Annotated in this window: 15 protein-coding genes and 1 pseudogene; 6 read left to right on the forward strand and 10 right to left on the reverse strand. The window is 67.6% G+C overall.

Features of this window, described 5'->3' with window-relative positions; all coding sequences use genetic code 11:
- A partial coding sequence (locus tag Q4A20_RS05915; RefSeq protein ID WP_303121280.1) for a DUF1156 domain-containing protein occupies nt 1-454 on the reverse strand: 454 nt, incomplete at its 3' end.
- A 149-nt stretch (nt 455-603) separates the two neighbouring features.
- Here Q4A20_RS05915 and Q4A20_RS05920 point away from each other — a divergent pair.
- The 3 genes from Q4A20_RS05920 (at nt 604) to Q4A20_RS05930 (ending at nt 4147) form a co-directional block, all read left to right on the forward strand.
- Nucleotides 604-1698: a DNA cytosine methyltransferase gene (locus Q4A20_RS05920; protein WP_303121281.1), complete on the forward strand. Its 1095-nt coding sequence runs from the start codon at nt 604-606 to the stop codon at nt 1696-1698.
- A gap of 2 nt (nt 1699-1700) precedes the next feature.
- Nucleotides 1701-3356: an ATP-binding protein gene (locus tag Q4A20_RS05925; protein WP_303121283.1), complete on the forward strand. Its 1656-nt coding sequence runs from the start codon at nt 1701-1703 to the stop codon at nt 3354-3356.
- A gap of 80 nt (nt 3357-3436) precedes the next feature.
- Nucleotides 3437-4147, forward strand: a complete 711-nt coding sequence (locus tag Q4A20_RS05930; protein ID WP_303121285.1) for a type IV toxin-antitoxin system AbiEi family antitoxin domain-containing protein — start codon at nt 3437-3439, stop codon at nt 4145-4147.
- A gap of 166 nt (nt 4148-4313) precedes the next feature.
- Here Q4A20_RS05930 and Q4A20_RS05935 read toward each other — a convergent pair whose 3' ends face one another.
- From Q4A20_RS05935 to Q4A20_RS05955, 5 genes and pseudogenes are all read right to left on the reverse strand, one after another.
- On the reverse strand, nt 4314-4634 hold the full coding sequence (locus Q4A20_RS05935) for a hypothetical protein (protein ID WP_303121345.1): 321 nt from the start codon (nt 4632-4634) through the stop codon (nt 4314-4316).
- A 78-nt stretch (nt 4635-4712) separates the two neighbouring features.
- Nucleotides 4713-4883: pseudogene (locus tag Q4A20_RS05940) on the reverse strand (6-phospho-beta-glucosidase); the annotation flags it as partial.
- A gap of 15 nt (nt 4884-4898) precedes the next feature.
- Nucleotides 4899-5063, reverse strand: coding sequence for a hypothetical protein (locus tag Q4A20_RS05945; protein WP_303121287.1), 165 nt, complete (start codon nt 5061-5063; stop codon nt 4899-4901).
- Nucleotides 5060-5308 (reverse strand): hypothetical protein, encoded by a 249-nt coding sequence (locus Q4A20_RS05950; protein WP_303121289.1) that lies wholly within the window; start codon nt 5306-5308, stop codon nt 5060-5062. The genes Q4A20_RS05945 and Q4A20_RS05950 overlap by 4 nt, the downstream gene beginning before the upstream one ends.
- A gap of 91 nt (nt 5309-5399) precedes the next feature.
- Nucleotides 5400-6722: an ATP/GTP-binding protein gene (locus Q4A20_RS05955; RefSeq protein WP_303121291.1), complete on the reverse strand. Its 1323-nt coding sequence runs from the start codon at nt 6720-6722 to the stop codon at nt 5400-5402.
- Between the two features lie 187 nt (nt 6723-6909).
- Between Q4A20_RS05955 and Q4A20_RS05960 the strand changes: the two genes are divergently transcribed.
- A complete protein-coding gene (locus Q4A20_RS05960; protein ID WP_303121293.1) occupies nt 6910-8136 on the forward strand; it encodes a Gfo/Idh/MocA family protein in 1227 nt (408 codons plus the stop codon).
- 130 nt (nt 8137-8266) lie between these two features.
- On the opposite strand, the gene Q4A20_RS05965 is transcribed toward Q4A20_RS05960, so the two are convergent.
- Both Q4A20_RS05965 and Q4A20_RS05970 read right to left on the reverse strand, forming a co-directional pair.
- Complete coding sequence (locus Q4A20_RS05965) at nt 8267-9715, reverse strand: ATP-binding protein (RefSeq protein ID WP_303121295.1); 1449 nt, start codon at nt 9713-9715, stop codon at nt 8267-8269.
- Between the two features lie 70 nt (nt 9716-9785).
- Nucleotides 9786-10193, reverse strand: coding sequence for a Rid family detoxifying hydrolase (locus tag Q4A20_RS05970; protein ID WP_303121297.1), 408 nt, complete (start codon nt 10191-10193; stop codon nt 9786-9788).
- 168 nt (nt 10194-10361) lie between these two features.
- Here Q4A20_RS05970 and pgm point away from each other — a divergent pair, with 168 nt between their 5' ends.
- Nucleotides 10362-12041: a phosphoglucomutase (alpha-D-glucose-1,6-bisphosphate-dependent) gene (gene pgm / locus Q4A20_RS05975; RefSeq protein ID WP_303121299.1), complete on the forward strand. Its 1680-nt coding sequence runs from the start codon at nt 10362-10364 to the stop codon at nt 12039-12041.
- Between the two features lie 86 nt (nt 12042-12127).
- Here the strand turns inward: pgm and Q4A20_RS05980 are convergent, their stop codons facing one another.
- Nucleotides 12128-12559, reverse strand: coding sequence for a hypothetical protein (locus Q4A20_RS05980; RefSeq protein WP_303121301.1), 432 nt, complete (start codon nt 12557-12559; stop codon nt 12128-12130).
- 514 nt (nt 12560-13073) lie between these two features.
- On the opposite strand from Q4A20_RS05980, the gene Q4A20_RS05985 reads away from it, so the two are divergent.
- A complete protein-coding gene (locus tag Q4A20_RS05985) occupies nt 13074-13724 on the forward strand; it encodes a septum formation family protein (RefSeq protein WP_303121302.1) in 651 nt (216 codons plus the stop codon).
- 29 nt (nt 13725-13753) lie between these two features.
- Here Q4A20_RS05985 and Q4A20_RS05990 read toward each other — a convergent pair whose 3' ends face one another.
- Entirely contained in the window at nt 13754-18910 is a 5157-nt protein-coding gene (locus Q4A20_RS05990; protein WP_303121304.1) for an acyl-CoA dehydratase activase-related protein, read from the reverse strand.
- Between the last annotated feature and the right edge of the window lie 79 nt (nt 18911-18989).

An 18989-nucleotide genomic window follows, 5' to 3' on the forward strand; every position in this document is an offset into this window, starting at 1 on the left:
AGGCGTGGGCCTCCAGCCCGAGGCGCTGGGCCTCCAGCGGGATGGAGCCGCCGCCGGCGAAGGGATCGAGGAGGGCGGGTGGTCGGTCATCGGTGGAGCGGCGGATCTCCGCCCTGACCTCGCGCATGAGGTGCTCGTCGGTGAGGTTGTCCCAGTCGACCATGCGCGTGATGAGGTTGAACAGGCGGCGGCGCTCGGCCTCCACGGCCCGGTCCGCGGCGTCATCGGGGTCCGTCTCACCCGCCGCACGGGCCGCATCCAGGAACTCCTCGCGGCGCTCGGAGGGGTCGTCGACCAGCTGGGAGAACAGCACGGCGCGGGCCGTCGCCGTGGGCTTCCGGGACCACCACAGGTGCAGGGTGGAGGGGTGCCCCTTGCGGATGGACTTCTCCCGCGCGGACTGCTTGTTGATCGCGTCGAGCGGCAGCGCCACCTCGATGAGCTTCCTGGGCACGGGCGTCCTTCCGTCGAGCCGGGAGGAGGGTCTCCATCCCTGCGGTTCACAACTGTACGTACTCTATGGCCGACCTCCGACACGAATCACAGTTCCCGCCCACCGGTGCGCCTCGAATAAGTGTCAGATGCGCCGGCTAACCTGTTTCCATGGGCTCCACTACGATCCGCGTCCTCGACCTCTTCGCGGGGGCCGGGGGACTGACCGCGGGCCTCCACGAGGCGTCGGACCGCTTCCGGAGCGTCGCCGCGGTGGAGATGGACCCCTACGCCGCCGCCTCCTACCACGCGACCTTCCCCGAGACGGACGTCTACGCCGGCCCGATCCAGGACTGGCTCGCCGAGGACGCGGTGCCGAGCGGGATCGACGTCGTCGTCGGCGGCCCGCCGTGCCAGGGGTTCAGCACCCTCGGCAAGCAGGACGCGGAGGACGAGCGCAATAGGCTCTGGGAGCAGTACGCGCAGGTCATCAAGAGGGCCGAGCCCAAGTTCTTCGTGGTGGAGAACGTTCCCGCCTTCGGCAAGTCCCCCCAGTACCGGGACTTCCTGGGCGCCACCAGTCCCGGCGGGTTCCTGGAGGACTACTCATTCGACTTCCGCGTGCTGAACGCGGCCGACTACGGCGCCCCGCAGACGCGCAAGCGCGCCGTCCTCATCGGGCACCGCAGGGACATGACCGCGCCCGGCTTCCCGGAACCCACGCACAGCCCCAACGGGAACGATGATCTGAAGCCCTATGAGACGGTGCGGGACGCGCTGCGGGGCGTGCCCGCGAGACCGGACATGGACGCGCGCTTCGACGAGGTCCGCACGCAGGTGGGGTCGCGGGAGGTTCCCGGGGCCTTCTCCCCGCGCGAGCTGCACGTGTCGCGGCACTACACGCCCAAGTCTCTGGAACGCTTCGAGAACATCCCCGAGGGCGGTAACCGGGCCGACCTCCCGGACGACCTGAAGGCGCCCTGCTGGCTGCGGCACACCACCGGCTCCATGGACGTCATGGGACGCCTGCACTGGGACAGACCCTCGGTCACCATCCGCACCGAGTTCTTCAAGCCTGAGAAGGGCCGCTACCTGCACCCCGTGGAGCACCGCGCCATCACCCACTACGAGGCCGCCCTCCTGCAGGGCTTCCCCGACACGCACCGCTTCATCGGCTCCCGCACCGCGATCGCCCGCCAGATCGGCAACGCCGTCCCCATCCCCCTGGGCGCCGCCATCGCCCGCCAGATCCTGAAGGAGTTCTAACCATGACCGCGGTCCCGCCACTCACCCTGAGTTTCGACCCGAGAACGATCGAGCACCTCGGCATCCGCATGTACTCCCACGTTCCTAACGCAGTGGCGGAGCTCGTGGCCAACGCATACGATGCCGACGCGACCCAGGTAGAGGTTAAGGTCGGCTCCGATCACTCCATCACCGTCATAGATGACGGCCATGGCATGTCCAGGCAGGACGTCGCCGACAAGTACCTGCGCATCGGCAGGAACAGACGCCAATCACCTGAGTCGGGGAAAACCGAGAGCGGAAGGCGCTGGGTGTCCGGCAAGAAGGGGCTCGGCAAACTCGCCCTCTTCGGCATCGGACGAGTCGTTGAAGTGACGACGACACGCATGGGGTCCTCGACGGCCACGCGGATCACCATGTCTTACGACGACCTGATCACCAGCGAGGGCGACTACCGCCCTGAAGAAGACGTAGTGCCAATCGACGCCGACCGACACGGCACGACCGTCGTCTTGACGCAGCTACGCCGAAAGACCCCAATAGACGGGGAGAAACTCGCCTCCAGCCTCTCCCGGCTGTTCAACTACGCCGACGACAATTTCACGTTGATGGTGACCGATGCGCAGGGAAACCGGACCAGCGTCTCACGGTCACTCCGCCTCCAGTCTCTGGACAAAGAGTTCGAATGGACGCTCCCCGACAAATTCACGGAAGGGGACATATTCTTGGCGGACCAGGGGGTGAGCGGTGTCATCATCTCCACGGCCAAGCCGCTGCGCAATGTGCCGCGCGGCGTCACCCTGTACGCCCACGGCCGTATGGTTGATGAACCGGAGTTCTTCGGCGCATCCGAGTCCAGTCACGCCTACTCGTACATCACCGGCTACCTGGACGTCGACTTCGTCGATACCCTCGACGAAGACGTGATCGCCACCGACCGCCGCGCACTCGTATGGGACGCTCCGGAGATGGAGAAACTTCGCGAATCCCTTGAGAGACTACTAACAAGGGTCGGGCGCGAGTGGAGGGCCCGGCGGTCGCAGGAGCGAAAGGCTCGCGGACAGCGAAGGACCGGGATTTCGACGGAGGACTGGACAGCGTCAATCAAGTCAGAGGAGAGCCGCTCGGCGGTTGAAACCGTACTCGAGCATGTGAGCTCCGAGGACCTCGACCTGACAGCGGATCAGGAAGCAGTTCTTATCGAAGACCTCCATCGTCTCGCACCACCATACGCTGACTACGTCTGGCGCCGCCTTCACCCTGAGATCCAAGAAGTGTCCAAGACCGCCTACGAAGGCGGATCTTACCATACAGCGATAGTCGAAGGGATCAAGCGATATATCGCCAACGCATCCGCGAAAGCCGGAATTCCACGAAAGCTTGAACACAACGTCATCGAAGGCGCCTTTGGCAAGAACAAAAAGCTCAGCATATTCAAAAAGTATATGCATACCCACGCCTTTACCGACACAACAGCCGACAATATTGAAAACGGACACCGCGAAATATCGCTCGGACTGTACAAGGGATTCAGACACCCGATCAGCCATGAAGAGGTTAAGGAGCTTCAAGAGTCCGGCGCCCTCACATACGAGGATTGCCTTGACGCCCTCAGCATCCTGTCGCACCTCATGAGAAGGCTGGACGGTGCGGAACTCCGCCCAGAGGCGAAGAACTGACTCCTACAAGCAACCCCGAACCCCTGAACGTGAGCTGCGTTTGCTACACTGCTAATGTAGCAAACGCAGCAGGAGGTCGCATGAGAACCGCGTATGCGCTACGTACGCTGTTCTCCGTCGCCGGTTCGCAACGTGGCTTGATCACCACGGCCCAGGCAGCGCGGGTCGGCATCGACCGAACAACACTTACCCGCCTGGCCACCTCGGAAGCACTGACGCGTGTTCGCCACGGCGTGTACGCGCTGCCCGGCTCGGATCACGATCCCCATCAGGATCTTCGCGCCGCCTGGCTCGGCACCGATCCCAAGCGCTTCGCGGACGAACGCGCCCACGACCCGAGCAGCCCCGCCGTGTCCCACGCGTCCGCGGCGGCCCTGCACGGCATCGGCGAAGTCATACCGGCACGGCACACCTTCGCAGCTCCCACGCGAAAGCAGACTCGCCAGTCCGATATCCACTACCGGCGGGCCACACTAGACGATAGTGGTGTCACCGCAGTCGACGGAATTGTCGTCACCACCATCCCGCGCACCATCGCCGACCTGGCCACCGAACACACCGACATGGAGCATCTCGCCACAGTCGTCAGGGACGCCACGGGTGTTCCACAAGCCGACCTCGGAGACATTGCCGCGGCGCTCAATCCCCATGCACCTGCCTACGGACACGCCACCGGTGTCAACTTAGTCCGAGCACTCCTAGAGATTGCAGGCCCACCAGCAGCAGCACTTCAGATACTCCAATACGCGCCTTCAGCACTGGTCTCCCGTGTAGTACCGGAGAGAACATAGCTCGCCTTCTGACCGCGCTCGTCGATGGGAGGAGGACGCATAGGAGATTCCGCTGCCCTCACCGCCCGAAGGTCCGGGCCACCAGCGGGTTGCGCTCCAGGTATCCGTCCAGCACCCGCCGCGCCACGTTGACGGAGTCGATGAGCGGATGACCGGCCAGCGCCCGTCACGCCAGGGTCTCGTCCCCGCTGAGGGCGGCGTCGATCACCAGCTCCTCGCAGCCCTTGACCGTGGCCACCAGCCCGAGCTCGGCGCCCGCGAGCGCCCCCACCCGCTGCGAGTGCACGCCGTCGCCGTCGACGACGCACGGCACCTCCCCCACGGCGTCGAGGTACTCGTTGGGCAGCACCCCGAGCGCGCGCACCCAGTCGAAGCCGATGATGCGCGCCTCCTCCATGCGGTCCAGGGCGGCGTCGTCGGCGAGCAGGCCGGGCAGTCGGTCCTGGCCGTCAACCACGAGACTGCGCAGCCAACCCAGGTGGTTCATGCCCACATAGTCGAAGTCGAGCCCCGCCCCCGGCCCGACCCGGGACGCGCGCGCAGCATCCTCGCCGACCGCCGTCGCCGCCCGCCGCACCAGCCCGATGGGGGTGTCGCAGATGCCGACGACGCGCCCGCCCAGCACCGTGCGCATGGCCTGGGTGATGATGCCGGCGGGGTTGGTGAAGTTGATTACCCAGGCCTCGGGGGAGAGGTCGCGGGCGGTGCGGGCCAGCTCCATGGCCGCCGGGATGGTGCGGAATGCGTAGGCCTAGCCGCCGGTGCCCACGGTCTCCTGCCCGAGCACGCCCTGCTCGAGGGCGACGAACTCGTCCAGCACGCGCCCGTGGGTGCCGGAGCCCGCCCGAGCGGCCGCCAGTACCTCGATCACCTGGGGCACGCGGAACCCGCCGCCGACGACGATGAGCAGTTTCATGCGAACAGCGCCTCCGTAGCTGTACCCGCCAGGTCCGGCAGCGAGGCGGTGCCGGGAGCGGCGGTGGTTATGACGACTTCGAGTTCGTTGATGGGGCACACCGGCAGCAGCCCGGCCCCGGGAACTTGTCGGCCGTGGCCACCAGACAGGGCGCTCGGCCGCGGCACAAAGGCACCTTCATACCGGTACTGCAGCGGAGCGCGCACATAGCGCTCCTCCATCTGCCCCTCGGCGCAAAAGAACAACTGCTCCTTTAGCGGCACCGATCCCGGCCGGTTCTGCCGCCTTCAACCTGCGGGTCGTGTCCTGCGCTTGCCCACCGCTACTCCTTAAGCCCTAGATCTTGGGCACGCCGCCGAGGCGGCCAGACATGTAGAAGGAGAGCAGGTCCGCATCCTTCCGCACCCCGACATCGGAGAAGTCGGAGACCCTGGTAAACCGCGACTGTCCATCCATCTTGTCCGCCAACCAGATCTCATCCCTGCGCAGCACATCGGAGCGCATAAGTTGCACCTCATGGGTGGTGAAGATGAGTTGACGCCGGTCACCCGCATCAAGACCTTCGAGAAACGAACGGAGAAAATCCTCAGTGAGCTTGGGATGCATCGAGTTCTCCAGCTCGTCGACGACGAAAACACTGCGCATGTCATCCTCGCGCAACTGGAGGAACACCGGCAGAAGATTCATGAAGCGCTGCGTCCCGTCGGACTCCTCACGCAGTTGAAGTCTGAAGGACACCCGCGCTGCACCCGGCGGTTCGTCCGCCTCGTGGAGCGTCACCAATCGTCTCGCCACCGGTTCCCCCTCATCGAGGGACAGCAAAGCCCAGTCCCTATCCTCCATGCCGATCACCACGGAGCCGCCCCGATCCTCAAGCATCTCGACCAATTCGTCCACGCGCTCCGCGGGCAGGGGCAGCGCCGCCATCTCCATGGCCTCCAACTCCAGTCGAGAGATACCGGTGTCGGCCCTGGTCAGTCCCTCGTTCATGGCGGAGGCGAACATGTCGTCGGCGTCGATGCGCGCCGGAAGATACACGTACTGGTCATCGGGATGGATCACGGTGAGCTGATGGGAGAACCAGGCTCGAGCGGCCTCGATGAGCGGTCCGCCGTCGGAGCCGACCGCCCCGAGGAAGGTCTCGTTGCCGGCGACGACGGTCGCATGCGCACCTGCACGAGGATTATCGGCGAGCTCGCCATACAGTTCGACGTCGTCGCCGTTCCGATCGAAGACGAACTCCTCCGTACGCGTACGCACCAGAACCAGGGACTCACGGTGAATCCTGCGCCTGTCGGCGGCGACCTCGTAGATGAACACCTGGTCCCGTTCGGCACCGTTGCCGTCGCGGACCGGAACTACGAACTCAACTGCGAAGACAGTGGGCTCATCCTTACCCTTGAGCAGATGCGGCGTCATGCGCAGGGCGGCTCCCGCCGGACGCGCATCGAGTACCAGATTCCGCAGTGCCTCCACGGCTTCCACAAAGGTGGACTTGCCCGCCGCGTTGGCGCCGTAGATCGCCGATACGGGCAGCACCCGGGATCGGCCGATCTTGGCAAGTCGCTCGCCATGGAGCCGTTCACGAGTGGCCACCATGGAGAATTCGACCGGCTCGTAGTAGGACTTCCAGTTCTGCACCCGCAGGTACCGAAGCATGCTGACCTCCTAAGCAGGACATCGCAAAGGATACACATTTAAGGAAGAATAGCTGCGTCAAGCGGAGCAGGATCTGCTCGTATAGGCACACCCCCGTACACGCCTCAGCACCTGTTGCCCCTTCCTCGCCCGGGGTATAGCGTCGATGCCGTCTCGACGATGAAGTCCGCAGCCCGAGGAGACCGCCGTGAGCAGCGACGCCCACACCACCGTCTACACCACCGACCAAGCCCCCACGCCGCCGCGCTTCCCGCACCACCCCTACGCGCCCGAACCGACCCGCCCTTACAGCGCCCCCATGCCCGACCAGAGCCCGGCCCCGCCGCCGGGCGGGCCGGTTCGCTTCGGCGTCATCGGCGGCGGCTGGCGGGCCCGCTTCTTCCTGCGCCTGGCCGCCATGGCCCCCGAGCGCCTGGAGTGCGTGGGCGCCCTGGCCCGCCGCGGCGAGTCCCGCCAGGCGCTCGCCGAAGAGTTCGGCGTCGTCACCACCGACTCCCTTGACGGCCTGCTGGCCCGCTCCCCCGAGCTGGTCCTGCCACTGGTCAGCTGGGCCGCCATCCCTGAGCTCATTCGCGAATTCGTGGACCACGGCATCCCGGTGCTGTCGGAGACCCCGCCCGCGCCCGACCCCGACTCGCTGCGCGCCCTGTGGCGCGACGTCGGCGCCTCCGGCCTGGTCCAGGTCGCCGAGCAGTACCCGCTCATGCCCGGCCACGCCGCCCGCCTCGCGGCCATCCGCGCCGGCATCATCGGCACCCCCACCTGGGCGCAGGTCTCCTCCACGCACGGCTACCACGCCGTCTCGCTACTGCGGCACTTCCTGGCCGACGACGCCGCCCCACTGGGCGGCCCCGTCACCGTCACCGCCCGCAGTTTCCCGGCCCCGCTCCTCCAGCCGCTCGACCGTGACGGCTGGAGCGCCGTGCCTACGGTCGAGTCCGGCCAAACAGTGCTCGCCACCCTCACCTTCGACGGCGACCGCACCGGTGTCTACGAGTTCACCTCCAACCAGTGGCACAACCCGCTGCTGTCCCGTCGCGTACTCGTGCGCGGCACCCTGGGGGAGATCGTCGACGACGTCGTCACCCGCTGGGTGCCGGACGCCGGGGCGATGACCAGCCGAATCGAGTACCAGCGCACGGGGCGCGACCTGAACCTGGAGGGCAATGATCTGATCCATGCCAGCCTGGACGGACGGGTCCTTTACCGCAACCCATGGGTGGGAACGCGCATGAGCGAGGACGACCTCGCCGTCGCCACCATCCTGGCCGACGCCGGCCGCTGGGCGCGCGGCGAGGGCCCGGCCCCCTACCCGCTGGCGCAGGCCTGCCAGGACCACCTGCTCTCCTGCGCCATCGACGAGGCCGCCGCCTCCGGTCGGGACGTGACCACCGACGTCGAGGAGTGGGCCTGAGGTCCGGCGCCCACTGACCGAGACTGACAACTACTGACAACTACTGTTAATTTCTTAACAGTAGTTGTCAGTAGCTTGTCAGTAGCAGGTGCCTGCGGGATCCACCCCTTCGGCGGTACGCACCTGCTGGTCAGGCCCCGGGGATGATCCACGTAGATCGCGGATCGCGCGGCGACCTACCGGTGCGCATCACCAGCCCCTCGGCCTCCAGAGCCTTGAGGCGTTTCAGCGCCGTTTGGCGAGTGACACCCATCGCGTCAGCAACGTCCGCAGTACCGAGCGGCCCGGTGCTGCGCAGCAACGCCATGACATCGAGCGCGGGCCGGCCAAGCCGGTCGGCAACCGTCGTCGATATTCGCGAGGCGGCATCCAGACTCACTATTACGCTCGTCGACGTCTGCCGGTACACCGGATCGCCGAGACCCGCCTGACGCATCTGCCCCACCATGCGACGAATCCCCTCACCCAGTTCCTGAGCGAATCCCAGGTCCGAGCAGACGCGCGCGATACGCGGGTTACGCGCATATCTGGCGATCTCAAGCGGCCGGGACAGGTCGACCAGTCCGGGAAAACGGCCCGGCGAGGAGACCTCAATACGATGCGGGAAGATCGAGACCCGGATGTGGTCACCAGCCATCGAGTACGAGCGGTGGATGACTGCGTTGACGATCGCCTCCATCCACGCCTCGCGAGGAATGACATCCACCGGACCGAATTTGCCATCTACGCCGAGTGCCCGACGACGTGGGGCCCACTCCTCGACCAAGGAGAAGGCGGCCTCGATCATCTCCGGGATCGTGCCCTCCAGGCGGCGATCACCGTCGGCAACCATCGTCTGGCGTGCTCCCACACCGGTCTCATCGGCCTGGTACCGCAGCACGCGCACGAGTGCCTGCGGGAGGAATCGCTGCGGCTGCATCCCCACCAGGAGCAGTCCGGCAACCGTCAATCGATCATCGGGAGTTACCAGAGAGCGTGCGCGCAGTACGTGCAGGTCATCCCCTACCGCGCCAATAGCCTCCCGCAGCACATCTACACGAGCCGAGTCCACACCCTCGCGGCCGACTGGAGCGGGCTGCGCCTCATAGGCATCGGCCTCACGGTCGTAGACGAGTTCCTGCCAGGCTGTCCGACTCAACGTAATGGTCGAGTCGCCCGCCCGCATGAAGGCCTCCTCGTCGGTGCGTTGATGGGCATGACGACTCGGCTCCACCAGAAACACCAGGACATGGTCCTGCGTGCGGTCTGAGCGTTCTACCGGCATCTCCTCCACCCTGAGCACGAGCGGAGGATCGATGAGATCAACCGGGACCCGGCGCAGTCGGTTGACCTTGCGGGTCTCGCCGTCAACACCTTCAATCCGCCCCTCGCTGACCCCCACAGCCACCATGCCTCCTTCGGCATTGGCCATACCGATCAACGCGGCAGCGAGCCGCTTGGCGTCGACGCGCACCGACTTGCGTTCAAACCATTGGGTCTCCGGCGCACCAACGAGCAGTACCCCGCGCTGCCGCGGTTCTGCCACCGCCAGCGCATCGAAGTCGATCTTGCCTGTTGGCTCTCTCGCAGCCGTCTCCACAGATCTACTGTAAAGAAATTAACAGTAGTTGTCAGTAGCTTGTCAGTAGCAGGCGTCGCGGCGGCACCTCTCAGGGACGCACCGCGACGGCCTCGATCTCCACACCCGCGCCGAGCGGCAGCGCCGCCACCTGAAAGGCCGCCCGGGCGGGCAGCACCGCGCCGGTGAAGAAGCGCGCATAGACCTCATTGACGGCAGCGAAGTCGGCAATGTCGGACAGCAGCACGGTGGTCTTGACGACGTGCTCGTACCCCAGGCCGGCGGCCTTAAGGATCTCACCGATGTTGGTCAGCACCCGCTCGGCCTGGGCCGCGATGTCACCGTCGACCAGCTTTCCGGTGGCCGGGTCGAGCGGCACCTGCCCGGAGATGTAGACGGTGGCGCCGCTGCCCGCGCCGGTGGACACGGCCTGGGAGTACGGGCCGACGGCGGCCGGGGCGCTGGTGGTGGCGATGGCGGTCTGTGCAGCGGTCGACATGCCGACATCCTAGCCGCGCTCCCGCAGCCCGTACCGCGGCGTCCCGGCGCCCCGCTCATCACGTCCTCATCCTCCGCGAGTCACCTTCGCATCCGCCACAGCAAGACCAATACGTCCGATCTCCGGGATTCCCAGGACATGCTCCGTGGTACGTGACACACTGCACCCATGCACGAACGCGCAGGACTTCCCGCCCAGCCAGAGGACCTCATTGACGTCGATGAGGTCGTCAACGCCTACTACGAACTCGTCCCTGACCCCGCGATCCCGGCACAGAAGGTCGTCTTCGGCACCTCCGGTCACCGCGGCTCGTCCCTGGACACCGCCTTCAACGAGGCCCACATCGTCGCCACCACGGCGGCAATCGTCGAGTACCGCCGTTCCCAGGGCACCGACGGCGTGCTCTACATCGGCCGCGACACCCACGTCCTGTCCGAACCCGCCTGGCGCACCGCCATTGAGGTGCTTGCCGGCGCCGGTGTGACCACCGCGATCGACGCCCGCGGCTCCTACACGCCCACGCCCGCCATCTCCCACTCGATCCTGCTGGCCAATGGCGCCGCCACCGAGTCCGGTGTGCGCACCACCGGCCCGGGCCTGGCCGACGGCATCGTCGTCACCCCCTCACACAACCCGCCCCGCGACGGCGGCTTCAAGTACAACCCGCCCCACGGCGGCCCCGCCGACTCCGACGCCACCAGTTGGATCGCCGCACGCGCCAACGAGCTGCTGGCCGACGGCTGGCGGGACGTGCCGCGCGTGCCCATTGCCGAGGCCCTGGACGGCAACTACGTCATCAAGCACGACTACCTCGAGACCTACGTGGCCGACCTCGAGAACGTCATCGACCTCGACGCCATCCGCGACGCCGGCGTGCGCATCGGCGCCGACCCGCTCGGCGGCGCCTCCGTGGACTACTGGGGCGCCATCGGGGAGCGCTACGGCCTGGATCTGACCGTGGTCAACCCGAAGGTCGACCCGGCCTGGTCCTTCATGACCCTGGACTGGGATGGCAAGATCCGCATGGACTGCTCCTCCCCCAACGCCATGGCCTCACTGCGGGGCGCCATGACCCCCGACGCCGAGGGCAACACCCCCTACGACGTCGCCACCGGTAACGACGCCGACTCCGACCGCCACGGCATCGTCACCCCCGACGGGCTGATGAACCCCAACCACTACCTGGCCGTCGCGATCGAGTACCTGTTCACCCACCGGCCCGGCTGGCCCGCGGACGCCGCGGTCGGTAAGACGCTGGTGTCCTCCAGCCTGATCGACCGGGTGGTGTCCGCGATGGGCCGCAAGCTCGTGGAGGTGCCGGTCGGCTTCAAGCACTTCGTGCCCGGCCTGCTGGACGGCTCCGTCGGCTTCGGCGGCGAGGAGAGTGCCGGCGCCTCCTTCCTGCGCAAGGACGGCACCGTTTGGAGCACAGACAAGGACGGCATCATCCTGGCCCTGCTGGCCAGCGAGATCATCGCCGTCACCGGCAAGAGCCCCTCCCAGCTGCACGAGGAGCAGGTGGAGCGCTTCGGCGCCTCCGCCTACGCCCGCATCGACGCCGCCGCCACCAAGGAGGAGAAGGCCAAGCTGGCCGCCCTCTCACCGGAGGACGTCACCGCCACCGAGCTGGCCGGGGAGCCGATCACCGACCGCCTAGTGCGCGCCCCCGGCAACGACGCCCCCATTGGCGGGCTCAAGGTCACCACCGAGAACGCCTGGTTCGCCGCGCGCCCCTCGGGCACGGAGGACGTGTACAAGATCTACGCCGAGTCCTTCAAGGGAGCCGAGCACCTGGCACAGGTCCAGGAGGAGGCCAAGCAGGTCGTCTCCGCCGCTCTCGGCGCCTGAGATCAGGCCGCCACCACGCGTAACCGCACCGCACCACAACACAGCCGGGGTCCGGCGATGGGTCGTCCCGTCGCCGGACCCCGGTTTCAGTCCTCGCGCCAACAGCCCAGGCGACGCGCCACCGGCTCGACGAGCCGTACCGTCTGCCTGGCAAACGCCTGCGCACCGGTCAGCCTGAGTGGCACATAACCGCGTCGCAGCAGCGACTGGTCGCGCCTGCGGTCGTTCTCCCAGGACCCCCGATCGCCGTGATAGGTGTAGCCGTCAGTCTCGATGACCAGGCGCCCCATGAGCAGATCCACCTCGAAGCCGAGATCAGCGGCGACCTCCGGCTCCTGTCCGGCCTCTTGCAGGTCATAGCGGGCAATAGTCTCCAGGAGGGACCTAGCCCGCGGATCAGCCCGCCCCAAAAGCGCCCGCAGGCGACCGTTGCGCGGACCGACCAATCTGGCCAGAAGCATGGTCCTGCTGACCAGGCCGATCCGCAGCGCGGCGTCCAGGGCGATTAAGGCGTCCACCTCATCGGCACAGCCGCGCACGCCTCACCGCACCGGACCGACTGAGCTCGAGCAGGAGACGACTCTCCCTGACATCGTGGTCCATACGTAAATCACGTCAACCATATTCACACATATTCAACAAACAGGATGATCCTGTGGAGAATGTGAGCAAACGCACCTTCAGCTCGCGGACACGGCCGGACATGCATCTCCCCCATCGCTGGCCACAGACGCCGGAGCCACCCGAGCTGTCACAAAATGCAGCACTTTCCCACGGTTACGCACCGGCAGCCGCCAGGGCGAGCGCATGGTCATGCGGTTTCACACCGCGCCGGATGCGCCCGTCGACTGAAAGTGCTGCATTCCACGACAGGTCCGCAGGCAGTGGCCGATTCGCGTGACTTTGCCGCTCCCAGGGGAGCCTGGGCTAAGATGGCGGCGCCCGGCGCCGGGCATAGTCTCCGGATGCCGGGTGAACGACCCGCATCCGACGCCTTTTCGAGTCCAGGCCTACATGTGACAGCCTAGATGCATGTATAGATCCCTCACCGCGTTCGCCGCCCTCGCCGCCCTGCTGCTGACGCCGGGATTAGCGGCCTGCCAGGGCGGTTCGACGGCGGACCCCGCCCCCGCCACCCCAACGTCATCGGCATCGGCCGCCGCCAGTCAGACCGCACCGCCCGAGACTGCCGTTGCGACTCCGACCGCGCAGACCGTATCCGCCATGGACATCAAGGTGGGCGACTGCCTCATCTACGGGGACAACTCGACCTCCGCCGGTACCCCCGCTGCAACCGGCGCCGCCGGCACGCCGCCCGCCACCGCCTCAGCGACAACCGGCGCGTCCGAGGGCACGGAATCCGACGGAACCGTTGCCAGCGCAACACTGGTCGACTGTGCCTCGCCGCACCTGTATGAGGTCTACGCCGAGGGCACGATCTCCGCGGACGGCTTCCCCGTTGGCAACGTCATGGAGCAGTACGTCGCGGACATCTGCTACAACGCCTTCGAGTCCTACGTCGGTATCAGCTACAACGACGCCTATTCGCAGGGCCGCTACGCGGTCACCTCACTGCGTCCAACGAAGACCACCTGGCAGCAGGGCGACCGCAAGGTCTCCTGCATCCTGACCTCAGTGGACGGCAGCGAGTTGACCGGCTCCGCCCGCGGCACCGGCAGCTGACCGCAGCGGCCGCCCGCCTTGGCCTCGGTCTACGCCCTGCCCGCGCCGACGCGCTCGGGGACGGCGACGTCCGGCGAGGTGGGCGTGCCGTCCGGGGCGGGGCCGAGGTCAGCGATCAGGTCCCTGGTGGTGCGGCCTTCACCCGAGGCATTGTCGATGCCGGTGAGCGGACCGTCCGCGGCCGACGACGACCGCGTACTCGACGCCTCGTCCCGAGCCGCCTCCTCCTGCATCATGAAGGCGGTGGAGATCATCAGCTTGATGCGGTTGAGCTGGTTGACCTCGCTGGCGCCGGGGTCGTAGTCGATGCCGACGATATTGGCCTGCGGGTAGCGGCGGCGGATCTCCCGGAACATGCCCTTGCCGACCACGTGGTTGGGCAGGCAGGCGAAGGGCTGGCAGCACACGATGTTGGGTGCGCCGTGCTCGATCAACTCAATAATCTCGGCGGTCAGCAGCCAGCCCTCCCCCGCCTGGTTGCCCAGACTGAGGATCTGGCTCGCCTTCTCCGCCATTTCGGAGATCGGGGACTCAACGTCGAACTTGCCGCCCGCGGCGGCCAGGGCGGCACGGGCCGGAGCCTGCACCTGCTCAATGAACCACACACCCGCCTTCTTCTGGTAGACGGTGTCCGCGCCAATGCCGTAGGTGTCGGCCCGCCACTGGGCGGTGGACATGCCGTTGAGGAAGAAGCCCAGCAGTCCGGGGACCACGGCCTCGCAGCCCTCGGCCTCGATCTGATCGACCACGTGGTTGTTGGCGTCCGGTTGGAACTTGACCAGGATCTCCCCCACCACGCCGACGCGCGGCTTGCGGGGCACATCCGCCAGTTCCAGCGCGTCGAACTCGCGCACCATCTCCCGCAGCAGACGCCGGTAGCCGATGCGTCCGCCCCAGGTGGCCGAACGCCCCTTGTGCTCGAAGAACTCGCAAATGATGGCATTCCAGCGCTCATACAGCTCCTGCGCGGAGCCGGGAACCGCCTCGTAGGGGCGCACCCGCAGCAGGCAGGTGCTCAGGGCGTCGCCGATGACGATCCCCTGCAGCATCTTGTATGCCATGGTGGGGCTGAGTTTGAAGCCGGGGTTGGCCTCGATGCCCTGCAGGGAGACGGCTAATACGGGGATCTGCGGGTAGCCGGCCTCGCGCAGGCCCTTGCGGAGCATGGCGGCGTAGTTGGTGGCACGGCACATGCCGCCGGTCTGGGAGATGGCGACCACGCACTTGTCCGGATCGTGGGAGCCGTCCTCGAAGGCGCCGATGAGCTGGCCGATCACCATGATGGCGGGGAAGCAGGCGTCGTTGTTGACGTAGCGCAGCCCCACCTCGAGGTCGGACTTGGTGGCGGACTCCAGCAACTCGACCTTGTACCCCAGCCGCCGCATGAGTGGCACCAACGGCCGGAAGTGGATCGGGCTCATCTGCGGCATGAGGATGGTGTGGGTCTGGCGCATCTCCTCGGTGAACGTCGGGGTGGTGGCGGCGGGCAGGGTCCGTTCGCTGCGGGCCACGCGCCCGGCGAGCGTGTGGTCACCATCGTCCGCGGATGCCGGGTTCTCGCGCGGCGTCGGTGTTTCCTCCTTGCCGACGGCGACGGCCTCCCGGGCGGCGGGTGTGGTGGTGTCGATCTCGACGGGCTGATCCGCGAGCTCCTGTACGTGCTCGTCGACGACGGCACCCCCCGACTCTCCTGCCTCACGCCGCCGACGGCGCGCCTCACTGGCGGCGGCGAGCGAGCGTAGGCGGATAGTGGCGGCGCCGAGGTTGGAGACCTCGTCAATCTTGAGGGTGGTGTACACCCCGCCCGCGGACTCGAGGATCTCCTGCACCTGGTCGGTGGTGACGGCGTCGACGCCGCAGCCGAAGGAGTTCAGCTGCACCAGTTCGAGGTCGTCGGCCCGGGTGACCAGTTCGGCAGCACGGTACAGGCGGGAGTGGTAGGCCCACTGGTCGCGCACGCGCAGCTTCGGGGAGACGTTGGCGACGGCGATCGAAGCCGTCGGCGCCTCCAGGCCCTCGGCGGTGACGTCGGACCAGTCGGCGGGCGCCTGCGGGTCATCCTTGCCGCGACCCAGGCCGCGGCGGATGCTGGCAACGGCGCGAGACAGCGCCCCACCGGCCACCTGGTGTTCGACGCCGTCCCCGGCGCCGTCGGGGGACGGCTCGGGTTCGGGCAGGATCGAGTCCTCGGAGAGGACGGCCATGCCCAGGGTGTTGATGACGTCGGGGACGCCGTGGTTGATCTCGGGGTCGATGTGGTACGGGCGGCCGGCCAGGACGATGCCCTTGCGCCCGTTCTCGCGCATCCACTCCAGGGTGCGGCGGCCCTCGGCGCGCACATCCGCCTTGAAGGCGGCGTCCTCGGCGAAGCCCGCCGCGACGGCCTTGCGCGCCTCGGGGAGGGTGACGTTCCAGTCGGCGAACACCTCCACCAGCCGCTCGGCCAGTTTGGCCGGGTCGGCGAGGTTCAGGAAGGGCGCGAGCATGCGCACGCCGCCCGGGCCGGCGGGCGCCTTTGCGCCCTTGGCAGCCGGTCCCTGCGGGACGGGAGTGGTAGCGGCGTCCGTCCCGCCCGCCGCGCCGTCGCGAATGGCCTCCACGTTGTTGCGGATGACCTCGGGGTAGGTGGCCACGATCGGGCAGTTGTAGTGGTCGTCGGCGCCGTCCACGAGTCCGCGCTCGTAGAAGACGCAGGGGAACCAAATGGTCTCCACGCCCTTGTCGATCAATGACTGGACGTGACCGTGGGCGAGCTTGGCCGGGTAGCACACGTTCTCGGAGGGGATGGAGTCCATGCCCTGCTCGAACAGCTCGTGGTTGGAGCGGCCCGACAGCATGACGCGGAAGCCCAGCTGGGTGAGGATCGTGAACCACAGCGGGTAGTTCTCGTACATGCCCAGCACCCGGGGCACGCCGATCTCACCGCGGGTGTCCTGCCCCTGGCGCAGGCGCCGGTAGGCGAAGGTGCGCCGGTACTTGTAGTCGTACAGGTTGGGCATGTCGGACTTGATCTTGCGGCGCTCCTGGGTGGCGCCGCGCTCGCAGCGGTTGCCGGACACGTGCCGCTGGCCGTCGTTGAAGGTGGTGATGGTCAGCTTGCAGTGGTTTTGGCACAGCTTGCACACCGCGGTCTCGGTGGTGAAGCCGAAGCGGGACAGCTCGGCCAGGCTCATCAGCGTGCCGGGGACGCCGTCGTAGGTCTCGTGGGCGGTCAGGGCGGCGCCGAAGCAGCCCATGAGGCCGGCGATATCGGGGCGGACCACTTCGCGTCCGGTGAGCAGCTCGAAGGCGCGCAGCACGGCGTCGTTCAGGAAGGTGCCGCCCTGGACGCTGATGCGCTCGCCCAGCTGGGAGGCGTCGCGCAGCTTGATCACCTTGTACAGGGCGTTGCGCACCACCGAGTAGGACAGTCCGGCGCTGATGTCGCCGGGGGTGGCGTTCTCCTTCTGGGCCTGCTTGACCGAGGAGTTCATGAACACGGTGCAGCGGCTGCCCAGGTCCACGGGGCTGTCCGCCGTGAGCGCGGAGGCGGAGAACTCCTGGATGGACTGGCCCATGGACTGGGCGAAGGTCTGCAGGAATGAGCCGCAGCCGGCGGAGCAGGCCTCGTTGACGGAGATGGAGTCGATGGCGCCGCCGCGGATGCGCAGGTATTTCATGTCCTGCCCGCCGATGTCGATGACGCTGGTGACGCCGGGGTTCAGGTGGGCGGCGGCCCGATAGTGGGCCATGGTCTCCACCACGCCCTCGTCGATGCGCAGCGCGGCCTTGACGATGCCCTCGCCGTAGCCGGTGACGCAGGAGCGGACGATGCGCACGTGCTCGGGCATCTCCAGGTGGATGCGGCGCAGGATCTCGACGGCGGCGGTGACGGGGTCGCCCTTGTTGCCGGCGTAGTGCTCCCACACGATGCGGCCCTGCTCGTCGACGACGACGGCCTTAATGGTGGTGGAGCCGGCGTCGATGCCCAGGAAGCAGTCCTGGTAGCGGGTTGGAGCGCCATCGGCGGTCTGGTCGTCGGCGGGCGGGGCGGGCCAGCCGACCCGCTCCACGCTGGCCTGGGCGTGGCGGGCGCGGAAGGCGGCGAGTTCGGCGTCGTCGGCGAACAGGGGGCGCATGCGGCCGGCGCCCGTGCCGGCGGCGCGGCGGGAGGCGAGGCGGTCGGAGAACTCGGTCAGCGGCGTCGGCTCCCCGTCGGCCAGGAGGGCGGCGCCGACGGCGACGTACAGCTGGGCGTCGTCGGGGCAGGTGAAGGAGTCGACCTGGTCGGCCAGGGTGCGTTCGAAGGCCTTGCGCAGCTCGGGCAGGAAGTGCAGGGGGCCGCCGAGGAACATGACGTTGCCGCGGATGGGGCGGCCGCAGGCCAGGCCGGCGATGGTCTGGGTGACCACGGCCTGGAGCACTGAGGCGGCCAGGTCCTCGCTGGCGGCGCCCTGGTTGATCAGCGGCTGGAGGTCGGACTTGGCGAAGACGCCGCAGCGCGAGGCGATCGGGTAGAGGGTCTGGTAGTTCTCCGCCAGGGCGTTCAGGCCGGGTGCGTCGGTGTGCAGCAGCTGCGCCATCTGGTCGATGAATGCGCCGGTGCCGCCCGCGCAGGTGCCGTTCATGCGCTGTTCGGGGGTGGGGTGCAGGTAGGTGATCTTGGCGTCCTCGCCGCCGAGTTCGATGATGACGTCGGCGTCGGGGTTCTTGGCCTGGACGGTGCGGGTCTCGGCGATGACCTCCTGCACGAAGGGCAGGTCCATGAGGTTGGCCAGGTTCAGGCCGGCGCTGCCGGTGACGGCGCCGCGCACGCGGGCGCCGGGGAAGGCGCCGGCGACCTCGGCCAGTAGGCGGGAGACCTCGCCGCGCACGTCGGCGTTGTGGCGGCGGTACTCGGAGAAGACCGGGGCGGGGAAGGGCTCGCCGTCGACCGGTTCGGGTAGGAGCACGAGCTTGACGGTGGTGGAGCCGACGTCCAGGCCCAGGCGCAGGGGGGCGTCGGAGTAGTCGGCAGAATCGGCATGGCGGACGACTGCGGCCGTGGGCGCGCTCGTGGCGGGGCGGGCGGGGAAGGAGGGCATGCCCAAGGGGATTGCCATGAGGGAGGGGCCGGCGCTGGCCACCGGTGAATTGTCCGCGGGCGCGGCGGCTGCGACGTCGGCGCGCGACCCGACGTCATTGCTGCGGTCGGCGTTGTCGATCATGTGCTCACCTCTCGACCCCATGCGGAATGCTGGCGTCCACGGACTTCCGAGGCCCGGGGTCATTTGGAACCGTAATCGG

It is taken from the genome of Actinomyces sp. (genome assembly GCF_030530635.1).
In the GTDB taxonomy this organism is placed as follows: Bacteria; Actinomycetota; Actinomycetes; order Actinomycetales; family Actinomycetaceae; genus Actinomyces.